Origin of the sequence: Eggerthella sp. (genome assembly GCF_048329335.1) — a bacterium.
GTDB classification, from domain to species: Bacteria; Actinomycetota; Coriobacteriia; order Coriobacteriales; family Eggerthellaceae; genus Eggerthella; species Eggerthella lenta.
Map to the genome: position 1 here is coordinate 1 of NZ_DBFEGU010000092.1, position 15,385 is coordinate 15,385.

At 65.5% G+C, this 15,385-nt stretch carries 15 protein-coding genes and 1 tRNA gene; 1 reads left to right on the forward strand and 15 read right to left on the reverse strand.

All coding sequences use genetic code 11. The features are described 5' to 3' along the window. From ACMO6A_RS02880 to rlmD, 13 genes are all read right to left on the reverse strand, one after another. A partial coding sequence (locus ACMO6A_RS02880; RefSeq protein WP_418470753.1) for a penicillin-binding transpeptidase domain-containing protein occupies window positions 1–1,910 on the reverse strand: 1,910 nt, incomplete at its 3' end. A 12-nt stretch (window positions 1,911–1,922) separates the two neighbouring features. Then, entirely contained in the window at window positions 1,923–2,450 is a 528-nt protein-coding gene (gene mreD / locus ACMO6A_RS02885; protein WP_009304614.1) for a rod shape-determining protein MreD, read from the reverse strand. Then, on the reverse strand, window positions 2,447–3,325 hold the full coding sequence (gene mreC / locus ACMO6A_RS02890) for a rod shape-determining protein MreC (protein ID WP_009304615.1): 879 nt from the start codon (window positions 3,323–3,325) through the stop codon (window positions 2,447–2,449). The genes mreD and mreC overlap by 4 nt, the downstream gene beginning before the upstream one ends. 18 nt (window positions 3,326–3,343) lie before the next feature. Further along, on the reverse strand, window positions 3,344–4,399 hold the full coding sequence (locus ACMO6A_RS02895) for a rod shape-determining protein (RefSeq protein ID WP_009304616.1): 1,056 nt from the start codon (window positions 4,397–4,399) through the stop codon (window positions 3,344–3,346). A gap of 215 nt (window positions 4,400–4,614) precedes the next feature. Then, window positions 4,615–5,907 carry a Ni/Fe hydrogenase subunit alpha gene (locus tag ACMO6A_RS02900; protein ID WP_015760489.1) on the reverse strand — a complete coding sequence of 431 codons (1,293 nt, stop codon included), beginning with the start codon at window positions 5,905–5,907 and terminating at the stop codon, window positions 4,615–4,617. A gap of 11 nt (window positions 5,908–5,918) precedes the next feature. Continuing rightward, the gene (locus ACMO6A_RS02905) at window positions 5,919–6,704 is read right to left on the reverse strand and encodes an NADH ubiquinone oxidoreductase (RefSeq protein WP_015760488.1); all 786 of its coding nucleotides are present in this window, start codon (window positions 6,702–6,704) and stop codon (window positions 5,919–5,921) included. A gap of 16 nt (window positions 6,705–6,720) precedes the next feature. Next, window positions 6,721–7,632 carry an FAD/NAD(P)-binding protein gene (locus ACMO6A_RS02910; RefSeq protein WP_009304619.1) on the reverse strand — a complete coding sequence of 304 codons (912 nt, stop codon included), beginning with the start codon at window positions 7,630–7,632 and terminating at the stop codon, window positions 6,721–6,723. Next, window positions 7,622–8,659 carry a 4Fe-4S dicluster domain-containing protein gene (locus ACMO6A_RS02915; protein ID WP_009304620.1) on the reverse strand — a complete coding sequence of 346 codons (1,038 nt, stop codon included), beginning with the start codon at window positions 8,657–8,659 and terminating at the stop codon, window positions 7,622–7,624. The genes ACMO6A_RS02910 and ACMO6A_RS02915 overlap by 11 nt, the downstream gene beginning before the upstream one ends. 122 nt (window positions 8,660–8,781) lie before the next feature. After that, a complete protein-coding gene (gene ndk / locus ACMO6A_RS02920; protein ID WP_418470754.1) occupies window positions 8,782–9,186 on the reverse strand; it encodes a nucleoside-diphosphate kinase in 405 nt (134 codons plus the stop codon). A 188-nt stretch (window positions 9,187–9,374) separates the two neighbouring features. Next, a complete protein-coding gene (locus ACMO6A_RS02925; protein ID WP_009608342.1) occupies window positions 9,375–10,733 on the reverse strand; it encodes a tetratricopeptide repeat protein in 1,359 nt (452 codons plus the stop codon). A 46-nt stretch (window positions 10,734–10,779) separates the two neighbouring features. After that, window positions 10,780–11,313 (reverse strand): peptidylprolyl isomerase, encoded by a 534-nt coding sequence (locus ACMO6A_RS02930; RefSeq protein ID WP_009304623.1) that lies wholly within the window; start codon window positions 11,311–11,313, stop codon window positions 10,780–10,782. A gap of 207 nt (window positions 11,314–11,520) precedes the next feature. Continuing rightward, window positions 11,521–12,060 carry a dCTP deaminase gene (gene dcd, locus ACMO6A_RS02935; RefSeq protein WP_009304624.1) on the reverse strand — a complete coding sequence of 180 codons (540 nt, stop codon included), beginning with the start codon at window positions 12,058–12,060 and terminating at the stop codon, window positions 11,521–11,523. Between the two features lie 59 nt (window positions 12,061–12,119). Next, window positions 12,120–13,505 (reverse strand): 23S rRNA (uracil(1939)-C(5))-methyltransferase RlmD, encoded by a 1,386-nt coding sequence (gene rlmD, locus ACMO6A_RS02940; protein ID WP_009304625.1) that lies wholly within the window; start codon window positions 13,503–13,505, stop codon window positions 12,120–12,122. Window positions 13,506–13,530: 25 nt separating this feature from the next. On the opposite strand from rlmD, the gene ACMO6A_RS02945 reads away from it, so the two are divergent. After that, a tRNA-Arg gene (locus tag ACMO6A_RS02945) sits at window positions 13,531–13,606 on the forward strand. A 409-nt stretch (window positions 13,607–14,015) separates the two neighbouring features. Here the strand turns inward: ACMO6A_RS02945 and ACMO6A_RS02950 are convergent. Further along, window positions 14,016–14,435 carry a GtrA family protein gene (locus tag ACMO6A_RS02950; RefSeq protein WP_009304626.1) on the reverse strand — a complete coding sequence of 140 codons (420 nt, stop codon included), beginning with the start codon at window positions 14,433–14,435 and terminating at the stop codon, window positions 14,016–14,018. Between the two features lie 18 nt (window positions 14,436–14,453). Then, on the reverse strand, window positions 14,454–15,385 hold a 932-nt coding region (locus tag ACMO6A_RS02955), incomplete at its 5' end, for an ATP-binding protein (protein WP_418470755.1).

The following is a 15,385-nucleotide window of genomic DNA, read 5'->3' on the forward strand; positions in this document are numbered from 1 at the left end:
GTGCCCGTCTTGCACGCCACCGTAGCGGGATCGATGCCCTGCTCGTTGAGCAGCTTCGACACGTCGGCGTTGTCGGTCGCCACGCCGTTGAGGGCGTCGCGCATGAACGCGAGGTCGGCTTCGGGAACGTCCAGCTCCCCCGCGGTCTCCACCTTGACCGAGGCGGCCACGTCGCCGCTGGCGTTGCGAACCTCCTTGAGCAAGTGGGGCTTCAGCAGCTTGCCGGTGGCGACGGCGCCGTAGGCGACGGCCACCTGCAAGGGCGTGACGAGAACGTAACCCTGGCCGATGATCATGTTCGTCATGTCGCCGCCCTTCCACACCGCCTCTTCGGGCGTGTTGCGGAAATGCTCCAGTTTCCATTCCGGCGTGGGAATGACGCCCACCGATTCGCCACCGAGATCGATGCCGGTGTAGCGGTCGAAGTGGAACTTCGCGAGGTAGTCCTGAAGGGCGGTCTGGCTGACCTGACCGTCCCGAGCCGCCTCGAAGAAGTCATGGGCGATCTGGTAGAACACGACGTCGCACGACTGCACGATGCCGCCGCGGAGGTCGAGCGTGCCGTGGCCCGAGTGCTTCCAGCACATCTGCTCCTGACCCGTGCCCCAGCCGTCCCACGAGCCGTTGCACGTCCACGTGCGCTTCATGTCGGCGAAGCCGTTGGCCAGCGCCGCGAGGCCCGTGAACGTCTTGTACGTCGAGGCGGCGGGATACGTGCCCGAGATCGCACGATTGAGCAGGGGCTTCTGAGCTTCGTTGGAATTGTACACGTCGTACACGTCGCTCGACACGGCGCCGATGAATTCGACCGGGTCGAACAGAGGGTAGTTCGCCATGGCCACGATGCCTCCGTCGCGAAGGTCCATGACCACCACCGAGCCCGCCACGCCGCTGCCCGTGCCGATAGTCCCGTTCTCAGGGGCGATGAGCGCGGCCAGCTCGCGGTCGGCCACGTACTGAACCGGCCCCTTGATGGCGAGGTGCACGTCCGAGCCCTTGGTTGGCTGCGTCTCGCTCACCACGCGCACAACGTTGCCGTCGGCGTTGGCGACCACCTTGCGCTTGCCGTGTTCGCCCGCCAGCAGATGATCGTACTGCAGCTCGATGCCCGACGCGCCCATGTCGTCGCCCAGCTCCACCTCGCGGCCTTCGCCGACGGTTTTCAGACCCTCTTCGGTGACGGGGCCCGTGTACCCCACCACGTGCGCGGCGAGCGCGCCGTAGGGGTAGTCGCGCACGTAGCGCTCCTCGATCTTGACCTTAGGGAACGCGTCGGAGTGCTCGGTGATGAAGGCGACGTCGCGAAGCCGCACGTCGCTCGCCACGACGCGCTGGCTCTGCGCGCCGGCCGTCGCATCCTGGATGCGCTGGCGCACCACGTTGTACGGCACTCCGAGCACCGCGGACAGGCGCTGCACCACGTCGCGGTCGTTGGCCACCTCCGCATCGGCCACCACGGTCAGCGACACGCGGTTCTTCACGAGCGGAACGCCGTTGACGTCGCAGATGTAGCCGCGCGGCGCGGGCGTGGAGACGGTGGCGTACTGGTTGTCGTCCGCTTTGCTGCGATACGCCTCGGACGACAGCACCTGCATGGTCCACAGCTTCGCCGTCAGCGTGCCGAAGATGCCCGCCGCCAGCACGCCCATGGCGACGAACCGCGACTTGAGGTTGTCGGCCGGGTTGGACGCCGGACGCTGCGCCGAGCCCGGGTGCGCCTGCATGGATCCGTTGACGCGACCGCCCGCGTTTCCGAGGCTCGATTTCACGCCCACCGAGCTGATTGAGCGAACGTCCTTCTTCACGCTCACGTTCGACGACTTCGCGTTGTTGCGCACGACGAACACGACGGATACCACGATGACGGCCACGACCAGCGTGGCGACGGCGGCGATGATGGCGGCGATCACGGCAAACGCCCCCTATCGCAGCCGGGGCGTGCGCGGTCCGCGGTCCTGAGCGCCGCTGGCAAGCAGACGCGCGATGATCGGATACAGCACGAGACCCACGACGCAGTCGTACAGCGTGCACGGCAGCGCACGGTACAGGAACGCGTCAACGGGGCTTGCCGACAGGCCCAGCCCGATGAGCAGCGCGCCGTACAGCATCTCGGCGGCGAACGTCGCGACGACGAAAATGGTCACCGGCATGAACAGCGTGTCGTTGTCGAGCACCGAGAACGCGCGCGATGCGATGAACGACACGATGACGAACAAGAACGCGTAGCCGCCGACGGGGCCCGAGCCCAAAAGGTCGCAGACGAGCCCCAGCGCAAACGGCAGCACGGGGCCGGCGTCGAGCGGGCGCGCGATAGCGACTACCAGCACGTAGGCCAGAAGGAAGTTCGGCTGCGCCGAGAACAGCGCAATGTTGGGGGCTACGACGATTTGCAGCAGCAAGGCGACGACCGCGCCTACGGCGATGACGACGCCTTCGCGTCCCAGGTTCACGATGCATCGCCTCCTTCGTTACCGTCGGCCTCGCCTACGGCGCCCACGCCGAACACCACAAGCACTTCTTCGAGGGCGCCCGTCGTGTCGTTCGGCGATACGATCACGCGCCTCGTGGACTCGCCCTGGCGGGTATCCACCTTCACGACGGTGCCGATGATGAGGCCGGGCGCGTAGCTGCCGCCCAGACCCGACGTGACCACCACGTCGCCAGGATTGACCACCGCGTCGGCATCGAGGTTTTCCAAATACAGCAGGCCTTCGAGAGACCCGCGCACGACGCCCTCCGCACGGCTCGACTCCACGCGCGCCGCGGCGCCGGAATCGGGGTCGGTGAGCAGGCGCACCTCGGCGGTATGCTCGCCCGCGCTGTACACCTGGCCGACAACGCCGGAAGTGCCCATGACCGTAAGGCCGGTCTCCACCCCGTCGGCCGTGCCCTTATCGATGGTGACCGCCTGGCTCCACGCCTGGTCGGGATTGCCGATGACGCGCGCTCCCACACCGTCGATCTCGTAGAGGTCCTTGAGCTCGAGCAGTTTCTGGAGACGTTGAGCCTCCTGCTTGTACTCATCGGCCTGGCTCAGCAGCTCGCGCAGCTCGGCGTTGCTCTCGCGCAGACCCGAGAGCGTGCTCTCGTCGGCCGTGAGGTTGCCGAAACCCTCGGCGGCATCGTTCACGCCCGCGCTTGCAGCCGCGCCGACGAACTTCAAAGGCGCAACTGCGCCGGACACGCCGCTCTGGACCGCGTGCAGCGGGCCGTCCTGGCCTTCGCGCGAGTACAACGTGACCAGCGCAAGCGAGGCTACGAGAAATGCGACGAGCAGAACTCGGCGCAGAAACACCGAGCTTCTCTGTTGGAAATTAAGCGTCATCGATAAGCCGGCTCAACCCTATTTCGAGCGCATGAGCGTCTGCTTGAGCGCCGTAGGCGTCTCGAGCACCTTGAGGCAGCCCATAACCACGTTCGTGAGCGCCGTCTCGCTCGTCCACACGGGAATCTCCAGCTTGTCGGTGAGATAGCGGTCGAGACCGGACAAGAGGCCGCCGCCGCCCGTCAGCAGGATGCCGTTCTGAATGATGTCGGAGGCGAGATCGGGGTTCGTTTTCTTGAACGTCTCCTTGATATGCACGACCATCTCCTCACAAGGCTGCACGAGCGCGGAGCGCACGTCCTCGGATTGGATGGTGACCTCCTTCGGCTGCTCGGTGATCACATCCTGGCCCGAGATAATCATGTCGCGCTCGCGACCGTCCTCGAACGGCAGGATGGAGCCGATCTTGATCTTGATGATCTCGGCTGTTCGCTCGCCGATCTTGATGCCCAGCAGGTCGCGCAGGTGCATGGCGATGGCCTCGTCCATGCGGTTGCCGGCCAGGCGCAGCGACGAGGAGGTGACGATGCCGCCGAGCGAGATGACGGCCACTTCCGTGGTGCCGCCGCCGATATCCACGACCATCGAGCCCGTCGGCTCGGTGACGGGCAGGTCGGCGCCCATGGCCGCAGCCATGGGCTCCTCGATGAGGTACGCCTGACGAGCGCCGGCCTGAACGGCAGCCTCGAACACCGCGCGCTTCTCCACCGAGGTTGCGCCGCACGGGATGCAGATGACGATGCGAGGCTTGGCCTGCCAGGGATACTTGCGCGGCGCCGCTTTGCTGATGAACGCCGAGATCATGGCCTCGGTCACGTCGTAGTCGGCCACTACGCCGTCGTGCAGGGGATGCTCGGCCGAGAACGCCTCGGGCGTATGGTTGATCATGTTCTTGGCTTCGTGGCCCACTGCGAGCACGCGATGGGTCGCCTTCTCGATGGCGACAACCGAGGGCTCGTTGACAACGATGCCCTCGCCCGGGATGGCGACCAGTGTATTTGCAGTTCCGAGGTCGATGGCCATATCCGTGGACATCTGGCCAGTCAGACCCGAGAACATGTCTAAAAAGGACATACAGGAAACCCCTTGAATCTCGATTCCAGGTGAAACCGAATTCTAGCACAGGCGTTGACGCGATGATGAAAATCCACGAGGGGCACACCCGCGCCTCCGCCTCACCGCCCCTCTGTCTCACCCTCGTCTCAGACCAAAAAAAGCTGGAACCCGTAACGGATCCCAGCCTTTCCATCATAAGGGAATGAGACGTTAACACGTCCCTTTGTCTCGGTTTAGTGCACGCTGCAGCTGAGGCAGGGATCGTAGGCTCGCACGAGCTTCTCGATCTCGAGGCGCACGACGTCTTCCGCAGCCCCGTCGGCCACCAGCTTCTCGGCCAAAAGGCGCATGTCGGCTTCCAGGTTCGCCACGTTCTGCGCCGTAGGCGTGAGAATGGACGCATGCGTCACGCGTCCCTCGGCATCCAGCGTGAGGTCGTGGAACAGCGCGCCGCGCGGAGCCTCGGTGAAGCCCACGGCGCGCCCCGCCTTCACCTCGAAGGGCACGGGCAGGCTGGAGCTGGCGATGGCGCCCGGCTCGGCAAGCTTGCGGCACAGGTCGGCGCAGCGGTCGAGCGCATCCACGATCTCCACGGCCTGGGCCACGTTGTTCATGAACGGGTTCGCCTCAGGCGGGCGCAAGCCCGCCTTCGCGGCGGCCACCTTCGCGTTCTGCCCCAGGTTCTGCCACGATGCGTTGACGCGGGCCAGCGCGCCGGTGAAGTACGGGCTCTGCGTCTCGCGCACGCGCGCCAACAGAGCCGCCGAATGCGGCACCGCATGCTCCTCGATATGCTCCTGCACCTCGTTCGCATCGAAGACGATGCCCGCGTTCAGGAAAAACGCTTGGTCGGAGCATTCCACCGGGTAATAGTCGTCCTCCACCATGGCCAGCATGTCGCCGGCCGTAGCGATGTCGGGCACCTCGAAGCCGCGGAACAGATCCACCGCCTCAAGGGCGAAGTCCATCGCCGCATCCATCTTGTCTGCCAGCTCCAGATACTCGGCCGGCTCTATCTCGTGCGTGAAGCCCCCCACCACGGCGGTGATAGGATGGATGCTGCGACCTCCCACCTTCGTGCACAGCTCGTTGCCCAGCGCTTTGAGGCCCAGCGCCTGCTCGAACAGCTCGGGATCGGTCTGAGCCAGCGGGAACACGCTGGGCATGCCGAGGAAGTCGGGTGCGGCGAACACGAACAGATGCGACGCATGGTTCTGTAAATAGGAGCCGTACACCAGAAGCTCGCGCAGGGCGCGCGTGCGGTCGGTCACCTCCACGCCGAACACGCGCTCGATGGCCTTGAGGTCGGTCACCACGTGGCTCGACGAGCAGATGCCGCAGATGCGCGAAGAGATGTAGGGGATCTCCTCGAAGCGGCGGCCGCGCACCATGCTCTCGAACAGGCGGGCCGGCTCGACGACGTTCATCTCGACGGTTTTCACTTCCCCGTCCTCGATGACCACGTGCACGTTGCCGTGGCCCTCGACGCGGGCGATATGATCGACGTGAATCGCTGTTTTCGTCATAGAATGCGTCCTCACTCGCTGCCCGCAAGGGCGGGGTTCGTCTGGTTGAACATCTCGAGCGCCTGGTCGAAGTCGGCGACCGACACGCCGTAGCGCGCCACCGCCTCGCGCGCCGACGCCAGGTTCGCGTCGGGCGACAGCCCCCTGCACCCGTTGCACGGACGGCCCAGGTTAACGCACTTCGCGCCGCACCCGGCCGTGGTCACGAGCCCCAGGCACAGCTGCCCCTTTCCGAAGAAGCAGCTCGTCTCGTTGCGCTTGCAGTCGCCGCACATCGTGCGCGAGGGATACGTCTTGTTCGAGCCGTACAGCGCGCGCTGCAGCACGTCGATGAAGTCGTAGCTGTCGATGGGGCACGCACGCACCTCGAAGTCCACGTCGATGACGGCGCCCACCGCGCGCGGCGCCACCATGTCGCCGCAGGCCGACGGCACCCGATCGTACACCTGCCCAGGACGCTCGAGGAACCCCTCTGCGGCCATGCCGGGAATGCCGGCCGTCGTGGCGCACGCGCCCACGGCGATGATCGCGCCCGCCTTCTCGCGCAGGCTGCGCACCGTCGCTTCGGATTCCTCGGTGGTGACGGCGCCCTCGATGATGGCCACGTCGAAGTCCTCGGGCATGGGATCGCTCGAGGCCAGCTGCCAATAGCGCAGATCGATCTGACCGAGCACGTCCAGCAGGTGCGCCTCGGCGTTCGTGATCTGCAGTTGGCAGCCGAAGCAGCTGGCCAGGCCCACGACCACCACGCGCGGCGCGGACGGCTTCTCCTGGCAGGCTATGCAGTTTCCGTTCATGTCGCGCTTCTCCATCCTACATCGACCCCTGGATGTTCTTGGCTTCCCAATAGTTGAACACGGGCCCGTCGATGCACACGTACTGATGCCCGATCTGGCAGTGGCCGCACTTGCCCATGCCGCACTTCATATGGCGCTCGAAGCTCACGTAGATATGGTCGTAGCTGATGCCCTTCTTCCGCATCTCGTCGATGGCGAACCTATACATCACCGGCGGCCCGCACAGGGCGCCGAACGTGTTGGCGGCATCGATCTCCAAATGCTCGAAAGGCTTTGTGACCAGGCCGACCTCGCCGTCCCACGTGTCGTCGGGATGATCCACCGTCAGGTACAGGTCGAAGTCCTTGCGATGGCGCCACATCTCGAACTGCTGGCGGAACATCACCTCGGAGGGGTTCTTCGAACCGTAGATGATGGTGACCTTGCCGAACTCGGAACGCTCGTCGTGGATGTTGTTGATGAGCGAGCGCAGAGGAGCGATGCCGAGGCCGCCCGCCACCAGCAGGATGTCGTGCCCCTTCATGTCCTCGAACGGGAAGCCTCGGCCGAACGGGCCGCGCAGGCCCACGATGTCGCCGCACTGCATCTTGTGCAGCACCTCGGTGAAGTGGCCGGTGCGACGCACGCACAGCTCGATGAAGCCGCGCTTGGACGGCGAGCTGGATATGGAGATAGGCGCCTCGCCCACCCCGAAGATGGACACCTCGACGAACTGGCCCGGCTCGTGCGAGAACGCATCGCGGATGCGCTCGTCGATAAGGCGGAACTCGAACAGCTTCTCCGTCTCGGTGAGGTCGATGATGGACGTGATCCGCGCCGGCCAAGGCCGATACGGGTTCGCCGCCATCATCTGCTCGCCCGACAGGGGAGCCGCCTCGTCGAAGAACGGTTTGACCTGGACGGTGGACACCGCGCAGCTACTGGGCATCTTGCATCCCCTTCCTCTCGAAGAACTCGAGCACCTCGATGGGGTTGATGTTCGCCTTGCACGCCTTCACGCAGCGACCGCACCCCACGCACAGCATGCGGTCATGGTTCGCGAGGAACCCGTTGAGCTTGTGGTACATGCGATGCCGCACGCGGTTGCGCCCGTCGCCGCGGAAGTTGTGGCCGCCGGCCACCTGCGCGAACTGCGGCGCAGTGCACGCGTCCCACACGCGCTCGCGCCGACCCGCCTCGCCGGAGGGATCGAACGTGTCCTGGATGTCGAAGCAGAAGCACGTGGGGCACACCGCCGAGCACGCCGTGCACGACAGGCAGCGTCCGCCCAGCTCCTCCCAGAACGGGTCCTTATGGAACGCGTCCATGAGCATGGCCACGTCCTGGATGTCGGGAATAGCGTCGTTGAACGCCTCCTGGCGCCGACGCGTGGCGTGGCGGAACTCGATACGGTCCTCGTCGGTGGCCACGCGCGGGTTGCACGCCGCCTCGAGGATGTTCGCCGCCTCGACGCTGGATATGCTGACCAGGTACTTTCCGCCGATATCCTGCAAAAACAGGTCGTAGCCGAAACGCGCCTCGTCGGAGCCCCACAAATGGCAGAAGCACGTCTCGGAGGGCATGCAGCTGATCCCCACGATGAGCGTGGCGTTGCGCCGGGCGACGTAGTAGGGGTCGGGATAGCGGCCGTCCTTGAACACGAGGTCGAGCCGGTTCACCGCGTTGATGTCGCAGGCATGCGCGCCGAAGATGACGCGCGGCGTGATCTCGGCGGCGAAGTCGGTCACGCTGTTCGTGCGCGCGTCGAAGGACATGAGCGTCTCCTCGGGCGGCAGGAAGTACTTCTTCGGCGAAGCCATGGTGGTAGGATAGGCAAGCTCGATGTCGTCGGGCGATTCGATGGTCTCGAAGGCGTAGCCCTGGTCGCGCTTGACCGGAGCCACCACTTCGTAGGTTTCCATGAACGCCGACACGAGCGAGGGAAGTTCAGCAGCGTCGATGACTCGATAGAGCATGCTCACGTCCTTTTCTCGTCTGGTATCCCGCGCAACCTTCGGTGCGCGAAGCTCCGAAAAACAAAAAGCGCGCCGTCGCTCGAGCGAAAGGCTCGTACGCGGCGGCGCGCTCGGAACGTGCTTTACGCGAAGAAGATGCCGATCTCGCGCTCGGCGGATTCCGGGGAATCGGAGCCATGGATGACATTCTCGTCCATGATGAGGCCGAAATCGCCGCGAATCGTGCCGGGGGCAGCTTCTGCCGGATTAGTGGCGCCCATAAGGGAGCGGCACTTGGCCACCGCGCCGTCGCCGGACACGACCATCTTCACGACCGGGCCGCTGGGGATGTAGGAAATGAGGCCGTCGTAGAACGGCTGGCCCTCATGCTCGGCGTAGTTGGCCTTCGCCTGCTCGTCGGTCACCATGCCCAGCTCCATGCGCTCGATCTTGAGGCCCGCGCGCTCGAAGCGGTTGACGATCTCGCCGATGTGGCCGTTGCGCACGCCGTCGGGCTTGATCATCGTGTAGGTCTTCTGCTGTGCCATGTTGTAGTGCCCTTTCTCTCTCTTTATACGAGGGTGTCATCCTGAGCGGAGGCGGCGAAGCCGCCGCAGTCGAAGGATCCCCTATGGCGCCGACCGACGGCTTCCGGCTTGCGCCGCACGGGATCCTTCGACTTCGCTTCCTTCGGTCGCTCCGCTCAGGATGACAAAAACGGCGTATGCCGCTTTTGTCAGTTCTGGCTCGGGAAGTACAGCTCCACGTTCGACACCTTCCACCCGATCATGTTGCGCACGAGGGATACCTTGTACTGCACGTCGCCGCCTTCGGGCGTCTTAGCCGTCACGTACACGGTGGAATCGCTCATGGACTTGTCCATGCCGTCGATCGCAGGGCTGCCCACCGTCGAGAGGAGCTCGGTCATGGACGCGGCGTTCTCCTCGGTCACCTCGCTGGCGAAGGCCGCTTTCGGATCCGAGAACAGCTGCTCGACCACCTGGTCCTGCGACGGATAGCCCCAGCCCTGCGTGTACAGGAACACGGCGGCGCCGAAAGCGACCAGCACGATCAGGATGATGGTGACGAGGATCTTGAGACCCACGTTGCGGCGCTTGCGATCCTGCTTGGCGAGACCCTTCGACCACTGCTCCAGCTCTTCGTCGCTGGCGTTGAAGAAATGATCCTCCGCGCCCGGGGCGCCGTAGGGGTTCGTCTCGGCCTGGGCGTACGGATCGGCGTAGTAGTACGGTTCCTGGCCGCCCGCCGCGTACGGATCCTGATCCACGTACACGGCCGTGCCGTCGGCGGCCACGTCGAGCCCCGACATGTCGGCAACGGGCGCCACCGGAGCCATCACCTGAGTGATCTCGGACGTGCCCTGGGCGACCGCGGCGATTGCGCGCTGGTAGTCGACGCTGGCCGAGTCGCTGAGGAAGTACGTCTTGTCGGCGATGGACTCGTCGAAGGCGTTCACGGCCTTCTGCATCTGGCCGCTGGCCACGTAGGCCTGGCCGAGGTTCGCGTACAGCTTGTTGCGCGTGTCGGGCTGCATGTCGAACTGCAGCGCGCTTTCATAGGAGGCCACGGCGTCGGCCGGACGGTCGAGCGCCATGAAGCACACGCCGAGGTTGAGCAGCGCCTTCGTGGGATCGGGGTTGGCCTCGTCGAGCGCGGCCTCGCGAAACGCCACGCCGGCCTCGGCCGACTTGCCCAGCTTCAACAGCGCGTTGCCCATGCCCGAGTAGGCCTTGTAGGACGCATCGTACTTGGCGTCGGACACGGCGATCTCGAAGTGCTTGACGGCGTCCTCGTAATCATGCAGCGAGGCGTAGGCCATGCCGAGGTTGTAGTTCACCGCGCCGCACGCGTCGTAGGCCGCATCGGCGGTCGCCTGCGTGTAGGCGTGGATGGCCTCGTTCGGGTTCTTGAGCTTGACCAGGCAGTTGCCGATCTGGTGGTACAGCAGCCCCACCTCGCCGGGTGCAAGCGAGCTGCCCGCATCCTGCAAGCACTGCGTGTAGGCAGCCAGGGCGCCTTGGAAGTCCTTGCGCGCGTACGCCGCCCGGGCTTGCTGGAATAAGTCGTTGTTCATCTGCTTCCTTCGTATCTTCGCGGAATCGCCTCGGCGTCTCGGATCGCTATTCGGCGGCGTTCTCGATCTCGACGCTCTCGATCACGTCGCCTACGCGCAGCTGGCCGATGACGTCCATGCCGTCGATCGTCTGGCCGAACACCGTGTAGCCCGAGTCCAGCATGGGCTGGGCGCCCAGGCACAGGTAGAACTGCGAGCCGGCGGAGTTGGGATCCTGGGAGCGCGCCATGGCCAGCGAGCCGTCGAGGTGCTTGTTGTTGGGGTTCGTGGAGAACTCCTCCTTGATGGAATAGCCCGGGCCGCCCGTGCCGAGGCCCGCGAACGGGTTGCCGGCCTTCTTGACGACCTCTTCGGGCGTGAGGTCGCGCGTGTTCGGGCAGCCGCCTTGGATCACGAAGCCGGGAACGTGGCGGTGGAACTTCAGGCCGTCGTAGAAGCCCTTGCGCGCCAGCTCGACGAAGTTGCCCACGTGGATGGGGGCGTCCTTGCCCGCCAGCTGCACGCGGACGGTGCCCTTCGACGTGGTGATGACGGCGACCTCGTCGCCGGTCGGCTGGTATTCCGGAGTGTACTGCGCCATGGGTCGGCTCCTTTTCGTTTGCTTGCTATCATGCGCCCACGCGAAACGGGGCGAAAGTATCGCATACAAGGTTGAAGTTTAGCAGGTCAAGTCCGCCAGACCGGAAAAATCGTAGAACATCCACGGCGAGCAGAAGCGCTGCGGAAACGGGGGCGGATCGGCACGGCAACCGCCGATGCGCGCGGAGATCGACAGGGCGCGCCTGCGCTAGCGCGCTGCCTCCGGATCGAGGTACACGCGCGAGCCCGTAGCGCCGCGCTGGCCCTGGTACTTGCCGGCGTAGGGGTTCTTCGCCGCCTCGTCCAGCTGGGCGAACACCAGCTGCCCCACGCGCCTGCCCGAGCGCAGCTCCAGCGCGCAGCGGTTCGCGTTGAACAGCTCCAGCGTGATCTCGCCTTCGAAGCCCGGATCCACCCAACCGGCGTTCTGCACGAACAGCCCCATGCGCCCCAGCGAGCTGCGCCCTTCCACGAAGGCGGTGAGGTCGGCGCCCAGGCGCACGTACTCCATGGTGGTTGCCAGCACGAACTGGCCCGGCAGCAGGATGTAGCGGTCGGTGCGGATCGTCTTGTAGGCGATCTCGTCCTCCAGCCCCACGATGCCGCTCGGCGTGTCCTCGACGATGCCGAACGTGTCGCCCAGGCGGATGTCCACGCTGGCGGGCTGGATCTGCTCCGGCTCGAGGGGCTCGATGGCAAGGCTTCCTTCGGCGAGGAGCTTCTCTATGGTCTTGTCAGACAGGATCATGGGCTTTCCTTTCGCGAGCGGTTCGTGCGTTCAGGGACGAGTCGGGGGCGACAGCGGGGCTAGAGGCGTTCGAAGACGCTGACCACCTCGACATGGTAGGTTTGCGGGAACATGTCGACGGGCTGGACGCTAGTCAGGCGATACCCTTGGCTCTCGAAGCGCGCGACATCGCGCGCCCAGGTGGCGGGGTTGCAGCTGACGTAGGCCACGCGTTCCGGCGCGGCGGCGGCGATGCTCTCCACCACGCCGTCGGCCAGGCCCGCGCGAGGCGGATCCACCACCAGCGCGTCGAGGCCGCCCAGCTCCGGAAGCTCGCGCGCCGCGTCGCCGCCGATCACCTCGAGATCCACGCGGTTCATGTCGGCGTTGCGGCGCAAGTCGCGCACCGACGAGCCCGCGGCCTCCACGGCCAACACCTCGGCGCCCGCCTGCGCGAGCGGCACCGAGAACGTGCCGCCGCCAGCGTACAGGTCGGCGATCAGCAGGTCGTCGAGCCCTTCGGGCCCGTCCTCGCCCATGCGTCCGCCCAAGCCCTCGATCACGCAGGCGATCAGCTTCTCGGCCTGCGCGGTGTTCACCTGGAAGAACGACGGCGCGCTGGCCAGGTAGCGGGCGTCGCCCAGCTGTTCCTCCCAGCATCCCTTGCCGTCGAGCGTCTCGACGCCCTTGATCTTGCGGGCCTTGCCGGGGTCGGCCATGACGCGCACGATGCTGGTGGCCTTGACGGCGCTCTTGACGGTTTTGGCGATGTGTCCGCGCGGGAAGGAGCCGGGACTCGTCCACAGGGCTACTTCCAGATCGCCCGTGTGCAGGCTGTGGCGCACGCCCACGCGGAAGATGCCGAGGTCGGCCGACCCTTGCGCGAAGCGCAGCGCGCCGCGCAGCGCCTTGGGCGCCTTGGCGATGGCGTCGTGAGCGAGGGGGCAGGCGCCCGGCGAGGCGATGTCGTGCGCGCCCTCGCGGTGGAACCCCAGTTGGAACGTGCCGCGCTCGTCCATGGCCGCGCCCAGCTCCAGCTTGTTGCGGTAGCCCCACTGGCGCTTGCTCGGCAGACAGGGGCGCACCAGCTCCTCGGCGCGCTCGCGGCCGAACTTCGCCGTGCGCTCGAGCGCCGCCGCCACGTTGGCGCGCTTGGCCTCCAGCTGCGCGTCATAGGACAGGTGCTGCCAGGGGCATCCTCCGCAGGCCGCGCCCGCCTCGCAGCGCGGGCGGACGCGCAGCTCGGAGGGCTTGACGAGCCGCGCGATGCGCGCGCGGGCGAACGTCGGCTTGTCCTCGACGATCTCCAGCGCGGCCACGTCGCCGGGCGCGCCGCCCTCCACGAACACGGCCTTGCCGCTCTCCAGGCGGCCGACCGCCTCGCTGCCGTAGCCCATGCGCTCAATCGTTATGGTTTCTTCCATGAATACGCCCAAATCTCGTTTTTGTTTTTCCGTTTCGTCCATGATAGCGTATAATCTCCTCCACCGTGCCCTTGTAGCTCAGGGGATAGAGCGTCTGCCTCCGGAGCAGAAAGCCGCAGGTTCGAATCCTGTCAAGGGCACCAGGTAAACGATACGAGGCCGGAATCCGTTCCCGGCCTCGTTTTTTATTGTCGGCGCATCGTCTGATTCGACGCTGAGACGGCGATGACGCCGAGATCGCCGCGCCATGGCGAAAACGGGGCGGTTTGGTAACCCCAAAACCTTTCCGCTTCCCAATTCGCCGGCGCGCCGAAGCGGAAGCCCGACATCAGCCCAGGTCGATTTTTTCGGCATCCCGTCGCGAGTTGCAACCGATTACCAAACCGCCTCGTTTTTACCCGGTCACGCCCTTTTCGCCGTCATCCCGCGCTAACACCAGCAGGGAGCACCCCGGCTAACGCCGCGCGGGTTCCTTCGGCTCCGCGCTGGCGCGCTGCGAGCAGGATGACAGGTGGAGGCTTCGCTCGTTCGGGGCAGCTTCGGCCGAGACGGCTACTCGATGTCCGAGAGGATCTCGCCGGGCGCATCGCCGGCGTCGAGGAAGATCTTGCGCGTCACGAAGTTCCACACCATGACGATGAACGTGGCGCCGATCTTCACGATGAGGTAGTGGATGCCCAGAAACTCCACGCCCGCCCACATGCAGCCGTTGTTGAGGCCCAGGCCGATAACCGACAGCACGACGAAGATGGCGAACTCGCGGCGGCGGCTCATGCCCTCCTTATGGGTGAACACGTAGCGCATCGACGCCGCGTAGTTGAACACGACCGAGGCCGTGAACGAAATGGTGGCGCTGACGAGGTAGTTCACGCCGAACGCCTCGGTGAGCAGAGCAAGTAAGCCGTAGTCGATGACGAAAGCGATGACGCCCACCACGCCGAACTTCATGATCTGAGCAACGAGCTTCTTCACCGCGCGCGTCCTTTCGCTCTACGCGCCCCCTCCCCGCGAGCGCCCTCTCAAAAACCTGTCCATTGTGGCATATACGAGATGGATATCAAGGGGTTTGCTCAGATGGCCATCCATTCCGCTCATGCGGCTGCGCTCCTCGTCCTCGACGAACGCGTTGGCCGTCATCGCGACGATGGGCACCGAACGCGCGTCGTCGCGGTCGAGCGAGCGAATGACGCGGGTCGCCTCGTAGCCGTCCATCTCGGGCATCTGGATGTCCATGAAGATCAGGTCGACGGAGCCCGGGTGCGAGCGCTCGAACGCGCGCACGGCCTCGGCGCCCGTGGACGCCGCCAGGACCTCGGCACCCGCCATGGCCAGCACCTCGGTGGCTATCTCGCGGTTGAGCTCGTTGTCTTCGGCGACGATGACGCGCCTGCCGGAGAAATCGTACGAAACTCCGTCGCCGTGCGTTCGGGACCGCGCGGCGAACGCATCGTCGCACGTGGCGGCCCCTTCGCCCGAGGCTCGTCCGAACGGCACGTCCACCGTGAAGGTCGACCCCTTCCCCACCTCGCTCGACAACGATATACGACCGCCCATCATCTCCGTGAACCGCTTCGTGATGGCAAGGCCCAGACCCGTGCCTCCGCGTCTGCATGAAGACTCGTCGCCCTGCTCGAAAGACGAGAATATCCGCTCGCGGTTCTCCGGCTTGATGCCGCAACCCGTATCGGTCACCGAGAAGCGCAGCCAGATCGCGTCGTCGTGCGCAGCATCCTCTTCCGGCGGCGCGGGAAGCTCCTCTATGCGCAGCGTGACGCTGCCGTCGCGAGGAGTGAACTTGAAAGCGTTGCCAACGAGATTGTAAACGATCTGGTTCAGCCGAAGCCCGTCGCCGACGAGCAGCGAGGGCAGCGCGCCCACTTCTTCCGTCTTGTAGCGAATCCCCTGTTCGAGAGCCTGCGTTC

Coding starts and splice junctions, on each gene's coding strand:
- ACMO6A_RS02900 (WP_015760489.1), bottom strand. CDS start 5,907: ATGACGAAAACAGCGATTCACGTCGATCATATCGCCCGCGTCGAGGGC.
- ACMO6A_RS02905 (WP_015760488.1), bottom strand. CDS start 6,704: ATGAACGGAAACTGCATAGCCTGCCAGGAGAAGCCGTCCGCGCCGCGC.
- ACMO6A_RS02925 (WP_009608342.1), bottom strand. CDS start 10,733: ATGAACAACGACTTATTCCAGCAAGCCCGGGCGGCGTACGCGCGCAAG.
- ACMO6A_RS02915 (WP_009304620.1), bottom strand. CDS start 8,659: ATGCTCTATCGAGTCATCGACGCTGCTGAACTTCCCTCGCTCGTGTCG.
- dcd (WP_009304624.1), bottom strand. CDS start 12,060: ATGATCCTGTCTGACAAGACCATAGAGAAGCTCCTCGCCGAAGGAAGC.
- mreC (WP_009304615.1), bottom strand. CDS start 3,325: ATGACGCTTAATTTCCAACAGAGAAGCTCGGTGTTTCTGCGCCGAGTT.
- ACMO6A_RS02895 (WP_009304616.1), bottom strand. CDS start 4,399: ATGTCCTTTTTAGACATGTTCTCGGGTCTGACTGGCCAGATGTCCACG.
- rlmD (WP_009304625.1), bottom strand. CDS start 13,505: ATGGACGAAACGGAAAAACAAAAACGAGATTTGGGCGTATTCATGGAA.
- ACMO6A_RS02930 (WP_009304623.1), bottom strand. CDS start 11,313: ATGGCGCAGTACACTCCGGAATACCAGCCGACCGGCGACGAGGTCGCC.
- ACMO6A_RS02910 (WP_009304619.1), bottom strand. CDS start 7,632: ATGCCCAGTAGCTGCGCGGTGTCCACCGTCCAGGTCAAACCGTTCTTC.
- ndk (WP_418470754.1), bottom strand. CDS start 9,186: ATGGCACAGCAGAAGACCTACACGATGATCAAGCCCGACGGCGTGCGC.